General features: G+C 69.3%; 13 protein-coding genes. 4 read left to right on the top strand and 9 right to left on the bottom strand.

Annotated elements, in window-relative coordinates:
• Nucleotides 1-25 precede the first annotated feature (25 nt).
• Nucleotides 26-1,444 (bottom strand): alpha/beta hydrolase, encoded by a 1,419-nt coding sequence (locus EV649_RS29430; protein ID WP_130386853.1) that lies wholly within the window; start codon nucleotides 1,442-1,444, stop codon nucleotides 26-28.
• 78 nt (nucleotides 1,445-1,522) lie between these two features.
• A complete protein-coding gene (locus EV649_RS29425) occupies nucleotides 1,523-1,885 on the bottom strand; it encodes a nuclear transport factor 2 family protein (RefSeq protein ID WP_130386852.1) in 363 nt (120 codons plus the stop codon).
• Between the two features lie 113 nt (nucleotides 1,886-1,998).
• Here EV649_RS29425 and EV649_RS29420 point away from each other — a divergent pair, with 113 nt between their 5' ends.
• Nucleotides 1,999-2,793 (top strand): helix-turn-helix transcriptional regulator, encoded by a 795-nt coding sequence (locus EV649_RS29420; protein WP_130386851.1) that lies wholly within the window; start codon nucleotides 1,999-2,001, stop codon nucleotides 2,791-2,793.
• Nucleotides 2,790-3,293 (top strand): DinB family protein, encoded by a 504-nt coding sequence (locus EV649_RS29415; protein WP_130386850.1) that lies wholly within the window; start codon nucleotides 2,790-2,792, stop codon nucleotides 3,291-3,293. Before EV649_RS29420 ends, EV649_RS29415 begins: the two co-directional genes overlap by 4 nt.
• Before the next feature lie 34 nt (nucleotides 3,294-3,327).
• Here the strand turns inward: EV649_RS29415 and EV649_RS29410 are convergent, their stop codons facing one another.
• Together EV649_RS29410 and EV649_RS29405 are read right to left on the bottom strand one after the other, a co-directional pair.
• Complete coding sequence (locus tag EV649_RS29410; protein WP_130386849.1) at nucleotides 3,328-4,350, bottom strand: hypothetical protein; 1,023 nt, start codon at nucleotides 4,348-4,350, stop codon at nucleotides 3,328-3,330.
• Complete coding sequence (locus EV649_RS29405; RefSeq protein WP_130386848.1) at nucleotides 4,350-4,865, bottom strand: SigE family RNA polymerase sigma factor; 516 nt, start codon at nucleotides 4,863-4,865, stop codon at nucleotides 4,350-4,352. Before EV649_RS29405 ends, EV649_RS29410 begins: the two co-directional genes overlap by 1 nt.
• Nucleotides 4,866-5,020: 155 nt before the next feature.
• Here EV649_RS29405 and EV649_RS29400 point away from each other — a divergent pair, with 155 nt between their 5' ends.
• Together EV649_RS29400 and EV649_RS29395 are read left to right on the top strand one after the other, a co-directional pair.
• Nucleotides 5,021-6,220, top strand: coding sequence for a hypothetical protein (locus EV649_RS29400; RefSeq protein WP_130386847.1), 1,200 nt, complete (start codon nucleotides 5,021-5,023; stop codon nucleotides 6,218-6,220).
• Between the two features lie 75 nt (nucleotides 6,221-6,295).
• Nucleotides 6,296-6,856, top strand: a complete 561-nt coding sequence (locus EV649_RS29395; RefSeq protein WP_130386846.1) for a hypothetical protein — start codon at nucleotides 6,296-6,298, stop codon at nucleotides 6,854-6,856.
• A 52-nt stretch (nucleotides 6,857-6,908) separates the two neighbouring features.
• On the opposite strand, the gene EV649_RS29390 is transcribed toward EV649_RS29395, so the two are convergent.
• The 5 genes from EV649_RS29390 to EV649_RS29370 all read right to left on the bottom strand — a co-directional run bounded on the left by EV649_RS29390 (nucleotide 6,909) and on the right by EV649_RS29370 (nucleotide 11,700).
• Nucleotides 6,909-7,358 (bottom strand): hypothetical protein, encoded by a 450-nt coding sequence (locus EV649_RS29390; RefSeq protein ID WP_130386845.1) that lies wholly within the window; start codon nucleotides 7,356-7,358, stop codon nucleotides 6,909-6,911.
• On the bottom strand, nucleotides 7,355-7,879 hold the full coding sequence (locus tag EV649_RS29385) for a SigE family RNA polymerase sigma factor (protein ID WP_130386844.1): 525 nt from the start codon (nucleotides 7,877-7,879) through the stop codon (nucleotides 7,355-7,357). Before EV649_RS29385 ends, EV649_RS29390 begins: the two co-directional genes overlap by 4 nt.
• 21 nt (nucleotides 7,880-7,900) lie before the next feature.
• Nucleotides 7,901-9,241 (bottom strand): GGDEF domain-containing protein, encoded by a 1,341-nt coding sequence (locus tag EV649_RS29380; protein ID WP_130386843.1) that lies wholly within the window; start codon nucleotides 9,239-9,241, stop codon nucleotides 7,901-7,903.
• A gap of 148 nt (nucleotides 9,242-9,389) precedes the next feature.
• The gene (locus tag EV649_RS29375) at nucleotides 9,390-10,937 is read right to left on the bottom strand and encodes a helicase HerA-like domain-containing protein (protein WP_130386842.1); all 1,548 of its coding nucleotides are present in this window, start codon (nucleotides 10,935-10,937) and stop codon (nucleotides 9,390-9,392) included.
• 58 nt (nucleotides 10,938-10,995) lie between these two features.
• Complete coding sequence (locus tag EV649_RS29370; protein WP_130386841.1) at nucleotides 10,996-11,700, bottom strand: L,D-transpeptidase family protein; 705 nt, start codon at nucleotides 11,698-11,700, stop codon at nucleotides 10,996-10,998.
• Nucleotides 11,701-11,747 lie beyond the last annotated feature (47 nt).

Here is an 11,747-nt window from a genome sequence, read left to right as displayed (position 1 = left end):
CGTCCGGCGAGCACCTTCCACCGAATTAACAGCTCTTGGCGGGCAGCCTCCCGTCCAGCAGGTAGTCGGCGATCCGGTCCCGCGCGCAGGCCGAGTTGAAGTACGCCGTGTGTCCGTAGACGTCGGCGGTCAGCAGCCGGCTGTTGTCGATCTGCCGCGCCAGGCTGCGCGCGTTGGTGATCGGCGTCGACGGGTCGTGCAGCGTCGACGTGATCAGGATCGGCGGCGTACCGTGCACCGGCGTTGCACCCCACGGGTTGCTCGGCGGGATCGGCCATCCGGCGCAGGCGGCCGTGATTGCCCAGGCCTCGACCGCACCACCGACCCGCGGCGCGACGGCCTTGGCGAGCGCGAGCCGGGCGCGCGCATCGGCGTACCCACGCAGCTCACCCGGTAGATCCATGCAGGACACGGCGGCGTACGCAGTCTCGGGATCACCCACGTAGCTGACGTTCGCGAAGTCGGTGCCGTCGTCCTTCGCCGCCTTCGCCAGCGCGGTCGCGAGCACCGGCCAGTTGTCCGAGACCATTGATGTCAACGGCAACAAAGTCGGCAGCGCCATCCGGAGTACGTCGCCGTTCACCGGACCGTGCGGACCGGTCAGCGGGGTCTTGTCGGCCTTGCGCACGGTCGCATCCCAGACCGCGCCGACGTCCTGCCCGTGCAGGGCGCACGACGTGTCCTTCGTGCACCACGCGGCGAAGCGGTTGAAGCCGGCCTCCATCTCCTTCGCCTCGTCGAGCATGAGCCGCAGCGGGCCCTGCTTGTGATCGAGAATCCCGTCGAGCACCATCCGGCCGACGCGCTGCGGGAACTGCTGCGCGTACAACGTGCCCAGGTACGACCCGTACGACAGCCCGATGTAGTTGAACTTCGACTCGCCGAGCGCCGCCCGGATCGCGTCCATGTCGCGCGCGACCGTCCGCGTGTCCAGGTTCCGCATCAGGTCGCCGTGCTGCTTCAGGCATTGCTCACCAGTAGCCCGACTCGACGCCACCAAAGCGTCGTACTGCGCCTTGGACTTCGGGAACACCGGTACGCCGCGACGCAGCACCGGACCGCAGTCGAGCTGACTGCTGCTCCCGGTCCCGCGCGGGTCGAAGCTGACCAGGTCATACCGGTCCCGGTACTGCGGCAGCACTGCATCCGCAAGGCCCGCCGCGAAGATCGAGCCGCCCGCGCCACCCGGCCCGCCCGGATTGAAGAACAGCGCGCCGAGCTTGTGTTTCTGATCCTTCGCCGGGACCTTGGCGACGTACACGTTCGTGGTCGGACCGGCCGGTTTCGACCAGTCCAGCGGCACGGTCAGCGTGGCGCATTGCTCGGCCGCGCCGGGTTTGCAGGCCTTCCAGTCCAGGGTCCCCGCGGCGGCCGCCGTACTCACCGGAACGGCGGCCGCAAGCAAGGACCCCACTATCGATGCCGCTGTCAACGATTTCCACATGCCCGCCAACCTAGGCGGCGGACGAAGCACCTCGCATCCGCCGATCGGCGATCCAGAATCAGCCGGAAGGTGGATGCCTCAGTGCGCCGGGGCGAAGTCGTGGAAGCCGATCAGCTTCTGGATCTTGCCGTCGGCGTCGAGCACGACGATGTCCGTGCCGCCGGCGACTGCGTCCTGCCCCTCGGCCTTCAGGTGCCAGGTCCAGCGCAGGTAGTTGTGGTGCTCGTCGATGTCGCCGATGCGGACGAACGACAGCCCCGGGAACATCTGCTGCGCAGCGCCGACCAGCTTGTTCAGCTCGTCGTGGCCGGTGGTCTCGAAGCTCGGGTCCTGGAAGGTCGCGTCGTCGGTCCAGGTCGCGGCGATGAGCTCGGCGCGGCGGTCGGCGTCGGCGGCGTTCCACATCGCGAAGTACTGGTCTGCGAGAGTCGTTGCGTTCATGGTGTTTCCTCCTCGATCGGTTGCGATGACCAGAACCTTGCCGCCAGTCCCGGCGTACCGTCGATGACCTCAGAGGTAATGGTGATGTCTACGCGACCCGCTACGGTCGGAACATGGCAGCGACGATCGAGGAGACGTTCCAGCGCCCTGTCGGTGAGCTTCTGCGCGGCTGGCGGGAGCGCCGGCGGCTCAGTCAGCTCGAGCTGGCGAACCGGGTCGAGGTGTCCACGCGGCACGTGAGTTTCGTGGAGACCGGGCGGTCGAAGCCGAGTCGCGAGATGGTGATGCGGCTGGCCGAGCATCTCGACGTACCGCTCCGGGACCGGAACCAGTTGCTGCTGGCCGGCGGGTTCGCGCCGATCTACAGCGAGGCATCGCTGCACTCGCCGTCGATGCTCGCGATCCGTACGACGCTGCGCCGCCTGCTGAAGGCCCACGAGCCCTATCCGGCGCTGGTCGTCGACCGGTGGTGGAACATCGTCGAGGCGAACGCCGGGATCGCGATCTTCACCACGGACGTCGACGAGAAGTTGCTACAGGCACCGATCAACGCGCTCCGCCTGACCCTGCACCCGGACGGCCTGGCCCGGCGGATCGCCAACATCGCCGAGGTCCGCTCCGCCGCGCTCGCGAGCCTGCAACGACAGGTCGCCGGCACCGCGGATCCCGAACTCCAGGACCTGTACGACGAACTTCGCACGTACGCCGTCAACGACATGCCGGCACCACCCGGGCCGGCCGAGGTCGTCGTACCGTTCAACCTCACCCACGACGGCCGCGAACTGTCGCTCCTGACCACAATCGCGACCTTCGGCACACCGCTCGACGTCACGGTCTCGGAACTCATGATCGAGTCCTTCTACCCAGCCGACGACGCAACCGCCAAATACCTGCGGGCACTGTCATGAAGCCCCCGCGCGACCTCGCCGACACGATCGAACTGCATCTGCAGTACCTCGATCGCTACCGCAGCATCATCGAGAAGAAGCTCATCGGGCTCAGCGACACCGAGCTGCGCAGCAGTCGCCTACCGTCGGGATGGACACCGCTGGAACTGCTGAAACACCTGGTCTTCATGGAGCGCCGCTGGCTGCGCTGGGGCTTCATCGGTGAACCCGTCGACCATCCGTGGGGCGACTCCGCGGACGAGCCGGACAGCCCCTGGACGCTCGAGTCCAACGACACCCTGGAAGGCCTGCTGGCCCAACTGCACGCGGGCGGCGAGTTCACCCGGAGCGTGGTCGCCGGTGAGGATCCGGCGGCGATCGCGGCGGCGGGTGGACGCTTCGGGACCGACGATCGGCCGACGCTGAACTGGATCCTGTTCCACGTCTTACAGGAATACGCACGGCACGCGGGCCACCTGGACGTGGCCCGCGAACTCGTGGATGGTGCCACCGGCGAGTAGGGCTGCGTGACCTACTCGCCGGTGGCGGGGTGCCCTACCGGCCGGAGGAGGGTTGGCCGGTGGGGAAGGTCGTCGGGAGGCTCGGCGTCGGGATGCTGGGCTTCTCGGACGGGGTCGGGAACGTCGGCTTGGTCGTCGGAATCGACGGCTTGCTCGGGAGCGTCGGCTGCGTGGTCTGCGGCTTGCCCGGGTCGACGGTCACCTTGACGCCACCGGAGACCGTAACCGTCGGCAGGGACGGTACAGTCGGCTTGGTGGTCGGCTTGCCCGGCACCGTCGGCAGCGACGGCTTCGGAGCGGTCGGCTTCGTGGTCGGTACGCCGTCCACGCAGTCCGGCACCGTCGGCGTCGGGACCGGCTTGGCCGACGGAAGGCTCGGCTTCGTCGTCGGGAGCGACGGCTTCGTCGGCAGGGTGGGCTTCCCTGGCAGGGTCGGCTTCGTCGTTGGTAGCGACGGCTTCGTCGGCAGCGTCGGCTTGGCGGTCGGCACGGTCGGCGTTCCCGGGAGCGTCGGCTTGGCCGTCGGCAGAGTCGGCTTGTCGGTCGGCCAGCTCGGCGTCGGCAACGTCGGCTTGGTCGTCGGAACCTGCGGCTTACCAGGCAGCGACGGCGGGGTGGTCGGAAGGCTCGGCTTGCCAGGCAGCGTCGGCTTCGCCGTCGGCAGGCTGGGCTTGCCCGGCACGGTCGGCTTCGGCGGGTTGTTCGGGTCGATGGTCTTGTGCACCGAGACCGTCGCCTTGGGCAACTGCGGCTTCTCCGGCTTCTGCGGCAGACACGTCGGGTCCACCGACGGCGCCGTCGGCGTACCCGCCGGAATCACCGCCGGCACCGGAGGCTTTCCGCCACCGGCCAGCAGGTTCTTCACCGGCAGGGCCGGTCCGCCGACCGCGGCGGACACCGTCGCAACGGTTCCGGCCAGTGCGGTGACACCCGCCGCGGCCAGTCCCCGGCGCAGCCAGCTCAGCCGCTTGCCGCGCCGCATCAGGTCGCCGGCGTCCGGCTGCCACGGCTCCATCTCGTACGTGAGCGCGTCGTGTACCCGCTGCTCGTCACTCATCAGTTTCCTCCAACTCCGGTATCGATCAGGTCGGGTGCCAGACGCAACTTGGCCAGCGCCCGGGAGGCCGTGCTCTTCACGGTCCCGGCCGCCATGCCGAGCAGCTCGGCGGTCTCGGCCTCGGAGAGATCCTGCGAGTAGCGCAGCGCGACCACGGCTCTCTCCCGGACGGTCAGACCGCTGAGGGCCGAGAGCACGGCCTCCCTGGTCTGAACCGCCCCGGCGAAGTCCGCCACCGCTCGCTGGTCCCAATCGTTCTGCACCGGGTCGCTGGGTACTTCGTTGTTCCAGCGCCGGCGGGCCTGGGAGAGGAATCGGTTGACCAGCACCCGCCGGACGTACCGCAACGGGTCGCCCTCCAGCCGGTGCCACTTCGGATAGGACCGCATCAACGCCTGCTGCACCAGGTCCTCGGCGGTGTGCCGATCGCCGCACAGCATCTCCGCGAAGCGGAGCAAGGGGGTCGACTGCGCCACGACGAATCGCTCGAAGTCGGCGTCCGCGGTCCGGGTCATCGATTCTCCTCAGCCTCTGTCACACCGGTCCAAACCCGCTGGGTGATCGATCGGGTTCTGCGCAGTCACGAGAAATTTATTCACGGGCTATGCAGAAGAGGTGTTTGTGAGTCACATTGGGTGCTCAAGCCTTCACCGCCCCGGAGGTTCCGCCCATGCGTATCACCCGTACAACCGCGCTCACCGCCTGTCTGGCGATGACCGCCGCGATCTTTACGGCAACCTTGCCCAGCACCGCCGCAGTACCGGATCCGGTCTCGGTAGCGGCCCAGCCCGTCGCCGGATCCAGCAACGTCAAGGTCGACGGCAGCCGCATCATCCTCGGCGACGCCCCGGCCGCGATCGGATCGACCGAGATCAAACAACGCTCCGGCCTGGCCGAGCTCACGCCGGTCCGGTTCGCGGATCCCACGTCCGCCGTTGTCGTCGGCTACACCTCCGGTACGCCGGACGGTTCGTCGGCGGAGGTCGACGTACGGTCGTGGGTCAACAACAGGTGGTCCGAGTGGACGGCCGCCAAAGCGGGTACGCCGACCGCACTGCCCGGCGCGAGCGACCAGGTCCAGGTCCGCATCATCGTCAGCGCACCGTCGACCGGCGCGAGCCCGTGGGTCGGCGATGTCACGGTGCAGCCCACGGACCAGGCCGGCGTACCGCGGATGACGGTCCAAGCGGCACCGCTCAAGTCGCACGTCTTCGCCACGCGTGAAGGTCTGGTCGGCGGTACGACGGCCAACGGCCACGTGATCGTGAGCCGGGACCACTTCGTCGCCCTACCGTCACGGCGCGGTCTGTCCAGCGCCGGATCCGGCACGTACTCGGTGAAGGTCTGCACCGCCTCGCGCTGCGCGTTCGAGCCGGTGTGGGACGTCGGCCCGTGGAACACCAAGGACGACTACTGGAACCCGAGCGCGACCCGCGAGATGTGGAAGGACCTGCCGCAGGGCAAGCCCGAAGCGCAGGCGGCGTACCAGGACGGCTACAACGGCGGGAAGGATCAGTTCGGCCGGACCGTCGCCAACCCGGCGGGGATCGACCTCGCGGACGGCGTGTTCTGGGACGCGCTGAAGCTGGCCGACAACTCGTGGGTCGACGTCACGTACCTGTGGACCGGCGATGGCGGGCGCGGGACGGTGTCGATCTCGTCCGGGTACTTGAACGTGCGGAATGCGCCGAACTCGACCGGGGCGGTCGTCGGGATGGCCGGCAAGTCGGCTCAGGTCACTGTCGAGTGCCAGACGACCGGGCAGAGCGTCACCGGGTCGCAGGGCACGAGCAATGTGTGGCTGCGGGTCAACGCCGGCATGTACGTCGCGAAGGCGTGGGTGTCAGCCGGTAGCTTCGGCGCCTGCTGAACCTCAGCCACTCACCAACACCACGGCCGCACGCTCACCGACTGCTCGGTAGGCGTGCGGCCATCCCCTTGGTGAGTGACTGAGGTCCGCCCCTACTTACCGCGCGACGGGACGGTCGGCGGCTGCGACGGCGTCGCGGTCGGCTCAGGTGTCCGGGTCGGCGCGACAGACGGCGTGCCCGGCACAGTCGGCGTCGGCCGCACCGCACGCGGAGGCCGCGTCGGCGACACCGTCGGCGTCGCGCACGAAGAATCCCTCGGCGCGCGGGTAGGCGTGGGAACCGGCCGCCGCGTTGGTGTCGCGGTCGGGGGGAGACTCGGTGTCGCGGTTGGGCCGCAGGTGGGGGTCGGGGTTGGTGGGAGGGTCGGGGGGACCGGTCGTGCCGATGGCGAGCGGGTCGGGGTTGCGACCTCGCTCGGGGTGGCTGCGGTTGGGGTTGCTGCCAAGGTGGTTGGTGTCGACGCGGCTGGTCCGCCTTGGGCGGTTGTGTCGGCGGCTGAGTTGCCGCTGCGCGCCATCGCCGTACCAGCGACTGCGACGCCCACCACCGCCGCGGCCGCGAGCCCGCTCAGCAGTATCCGGGTCATCCGCCGCTTCCGGCCTACCTCGTCCATTGTTGCCCTCCGCACCTTTTGATGTTCGGTCGGGCTGAAGGACGCAGCCGGGTAGCGAAAAGGTTCTGCCGGACTCAGCCCGGGGCGCGGGTGGGACTGGACGGAGTAGGCAACCCGGATGGCGTACGCCCAGGCGGCCGCACAGGCGCAGTCAGACTCGGAGTACTCGTAGGTCGCGCAGTCGGCGTCCCAGGCGGCCTGGTAGGCGGCATCGTCGGCGTCGGCTCAGGTGTGGTCGGAGTCATGCGAGTCGGAGAAGGAGTCGTAGGCCGGACCGTCGCCGACGGACCAGGGTTCGCAGGCTGCGGTACGTCGCCCCGCAGCTGCCCACTGCCCGCGATTCCCGCGACCGCAACCACAGCGACAACCGCAACCGAAGCCCCGGCCGCAGCAACCCGCCCCCGGACCCGCCGCCGACGCGCACCAGCGATCACCCGCGCCGGATCGAGCGGCGCAATGGAGTCGTCCGGTGCCAGCACGATCCGGAGCTGCTCCTCGTCCGGCGTCCCGCGCTCGTCGTTCATGCTCGCTCCCCCACACCGCTCAGCTCCGGCGCGGCCCGCAGCTTGTCCAGGGCTCGCGCGTTCGCGCTCTTCACCGTCCCGATCGCCACCCCGAGGACCGCCGCGGTCTCGCGTTCGGTCAGGTCTTCGACGTACCGCAGTACGACGACCGCTCGCTCGCGCCGGCTCAGCGTGGCGAGCGCGGCCCCGACCGCCACTCGCCGATGGACCCCACCGCTCGGATCGACGTCCGCTTCGAGAAGCAGGTCGAGCTCCGCCGCGTCGCCACTGGGACGCTCACGCCACGGCCGGCGCCGTACCCAGGACAGGTGCTGGTTGACCACCGCCTGCCGGACGTACGCGAACGGGTCGGCCATCTCGATCCGGTCCCAGCGCAGGTACGCCTTCTCCAGCGCGGTCTGCACGAGATCTTCCGCGAGGCCGGCGTCACCACAGAGCACCCGCGCGAAGTGCACCAACCGCGCGGATCTGGCCAGCACGAACGCCGTGAAGTCGTCGTCACGACTCCCCGTTGCCGCCATGTGCGCTCCGTCCTGCCGTCCTCACCTCACAGGACGCTGAGCGGGCGCCAAAGGTTCTGTCTGTTCCGAGAATTGCGTCGACGCGGTCAGCCGGGGCAACGGGACGGTGTCCGCGGCAAGCCGCACGCGGTTCCGGCCGGCGTCCTTCGCGGCGTACATCGCGCGGTCGGCGCGGAGCAGCAGGTCGTCGACGGTCGCTCCGTCGGTCGGGTAGACCGCGACGCCGACGCTGACAGTCAGGCGGAAGGTGTCCGGGTCCAGGTCCGGGTCGTCGAGTACGCCGGCGCACATCGCGGCCAGCGGGCTGTTGGCGACCGCGTTGCGGAGCCGATCGGCGGTCACCGTCGCCTCGTCGAGACCGGTGTCCGGGAGCGCGATCACGAACTCCTCGCCGCCGAACCGGCCGATCACGTCCTTCGCCCGGATCGCGCTGCGCAGGATCGTCGCGACCGCGCGCAGCGCCTCGTCGCCGACCAGGTGCCCGTGCCGGTCGTTGACCTGCTTGAAGTGGTCGATGTCGATCAGCAGCACCGCCATCGACTCGTGCTGGTTCCGCGAGGTGCGCAGCATCTGCTCGGTCCGCCGGCGCCACCAGTCGACCCGGGTCAGGCTGGTCTTCGGGTCGGTCTGGGCCTCGGTCTCCAACTGGCCGAGGAGCAGCGCGCGCTGCGCGGTCAGCGTGATCGGGACCGCGACGAACGCGAACCACGGGCTGATCAGGCAGGCCGCCGCGAGCAGGCAGCCGAAGGTGGCGGCGGTCGCGTCGGTGCACAGGTCGTCCAGGCCGCCGACCGTCTCGCGACGGTTGCTGCCCGGGATGATCAGCGAGATCGCGAGCCCGCAGAGCAGGGTGTCGGTCACGACGTACGCGATCGCGCCGCCGACCATCGACACGACCAGGCCGAGGCCGCTGTCGCCGGTCAGGCCACGCGCGGAGACGAAGACCGCGTGCGCGGCGCCGACCGCGAGGACGTGGACGGCGGTCGAGAAGGCCCAGCGGTACGGGATGCATTTGCCCGCCCGGATCCGCCACCAGATCCGCAGCAGCACCGCCACCAGGATCGCCAGCGCCGGATGCAGGATGAGCGCCGCAGCGATCATCCACGCCGGGGCGAAGTCCTTGTGCAGTGCACCGCCGCGCCGCCGCCGGCTCTCCACCCGGCGGGCGCCCTCGACGGAGATCAGCGCGGAGACGGTCAGCGCGAACACGACGTCCAGCCCGCGCCAGCTCGGGCGGTCGGTGAACGCGTGCACGCCGTACCCGATCGCGGCCAGGTCGACGAGCACGACGACGGCGAACGCCGGGACCGTCAAGGTCCAGAGCGCCCAGGAACGTATCGCTCGCCTACTCTGTGCAACCATCCCTTCACACGGTACGGCGTGCGGGCGTCAGGTCCCAATCGGTGTCGGCGCGGCTGTGGATGACGACTTGAGAACGATCGCCGATGCTTCGAAATTCAGTCGTTTGATCAACAATCAAACGCAGGTTTTCCCTTGCGGGCAAGGGAAATCAGCGCCGGCGGCGGGCCGCGCCGAACAGGCCGCGGACGATCTCCCGGCCGGCCGAACGGGCGAACTGCTTGAAGGCGGACGACCCGACGACCTGCTCGACCATCGACTTCTCCTGCTTCTGCGCCCGCGGCCGCGACTCCTCCTGCGGCCTGGCCTGCTCCTGCTGCTGCTTCTCGGCCTCGGCCTGTGCGGCACCGGCCTGCACCTTCGCCGCAAGCAGCTCGTACGCCGACTCGCGGTCGAGCATCTGCGAGTACTTCGCGTTGTTCGCCGACGCCTGCACCGTCGCGGTCAGCTGCTCCGCGGACGCCGGCGCCATCAGCGACTGCGGCGCCCGGAGCCGGGTCCACGCGACCGGGGTCGGCGCGCCCTTCTCGTTCATCACGGTCACGATCGCCTCGCCGATCCCGAGCTGCGTCAGCACCTCACCCAGGTCGTACGACGAACTCGGGAACGTCGACACCGTCGCCTTCAACGCCTTCGCGTCGTTCGGCGTGTGCGCCCGCAACTGGTGCTGCACCCGCGAACCGAGCTGCGCCAGTACGTCGTCCGGCACGTCCTTCGGCGTCTGGGTCACGAAGAACACGCCGACGCCCTTCGACCGGATCAGCCGGACGGTCTGCGCGATCGAGTCCAGGAACGCCTTCGAGGCGTCGTTGAACAGCAGATGTGCTTCGTCGAAGAAGAACACCAGCTTCGGCTTGTCCACGTCGCCGACCTCGGGGAGGTCGTGGAACAGGTCGGCGAGCAGCCACATCAGGAAGGTCGAGAACAACGCCGGCCGGTCCTGCAGGTTCGGCAGCTCGAGCAGCGAGATGACGCCCTTGCCGTCGCGCTGCTGCAGCAGGTCCGCGGTGTCGAACTCCGGCTCGCCGAAGAACGCCTCGGCGCCCTGGTCCGCGAATCCGATCAACGACCGCAGGATCACGCCCGCGGTCGCCGCGGACAGACCGCCCAACTCCTTCAGGTCGCCCTTGCCCTCGTCGGACGTGAGGTGCGTGATGACGGCCCGCAGGTCCTTGAGGTCGAGCAGCGTCAGCCCGGCCTTGTCGGCGTAGTGGAAGATCAGCCCGAGCGACGACTCCTGGACGTCGTTGAGCCCGAGCACCTTGGACAGCAGCACCGGGCCGAACGACGTGATCGTTGCGCGGATCGGGATCCCCGCCCCCTGCCCGCCGAGCGCGTAGAACTCGGTCGGGAAGCCGGTCGCGGTCCAGTCCTGGCCGATCGACTTGGTCCGGGCCAGCAGCTTGTCGTTGCCCTCACCCGGCTGCGAGACGCCGGACAGGTCGCCCTTGATATCGGCGGCGAACACCGCGACACCGGCCGCCGACAGCTGCTCGGCCATCAACTGCAGCGTCTTCGTCTTACCGGTACCGGTAGCACCCGCGACCAGGCCGTGCCGGTTCATCATCCCCAGCGGAATCCGGACCGCCGCGTCCGGTGTCGGCTCACCGTCGACCAGCAGTGCGCCCAGCTCGAGCGCCGCCCCCTCGAACGCGTACCCCTGCTTCACGGTCTCCACGACGTCGGCTTTCTCGGCCATCTGAGCGCGCCTTTCCCCGGTTGACGGACTTGCCCGCTCGAATGCTAGCCCTCCGTTGTCACCGCATCACGACCACACGCGTCGCGCCGGCCGCGAAGGACCAGATGGCGACCGACATCGAGGCCGAGACCCGGATGCAGCCGTGCGAGGCCCGGTAGTTCGTACCGAGCAGCCAGTCGGCGTGGATCTGCTGCCCGTTCGACTTGTACGTCGGGATCTGGTGGAACCCGACCCCGCACGGTGCGAACCGGACGAAATGGTTCAGGTAGAGCCGTCCGCCGTCGGTGTTCCGCAGTACCCGCGCCGCTCGCCCGCACTTCGAGCCGCTCGTGTACGTGCCGGCCTTCAGGTACGTCGGGTTGTCGATGATCCCGCCCTGCCGGACCACCTTGCCACGGGCGTCGATCAGCCACACCCAGTTCTGCGTCTGGCTGATCACGATCCGGCGCCCGGTCCCCGAACGGCCCGGCACCGGGCGGACGTCACAGCCTTTCGCGGTCGAGGCCATCAGACGCGCGTACGTCGTACTGGTCAGCGAACCGGTCTGGCTCAGGACGTTGGCGGACTGGAACCGGACCGTGGCCGCCTGGGTCATCGCGCCGGCCTTGCCGTCGACGGGGCCGGAGGTGCAGCCGAGACCGTTCAGACGGGTCTGGGCCGCCTTCACCTGAGAGACCGTGATCGCCTCGGCCGGCGCCGTCGTACCGAGCCCGATCAGCGTGATCGCCGCGGTCGCGAGGCCGAGTTTCGGAAGAATTCGCATACCGTTCACCCCCATGGTCGTGGGCGCGGAACCGCGCTCACTGTTCC

The organism is Kribbella sp. VKM Ac-2569 (assembly GCF_004216905.1).
Taxonomy (GTDB): domain Bacteria; phylum Actinomycetota; class Actinomycetes; order Propionibacteriales; family Kribbellaceae; genus Kribbella.
The sequence above is the reverse complement of the archived record's forward strand: the minus strand, read 5'-3'. Positions and strand labels throughout refer to the sequence as shown.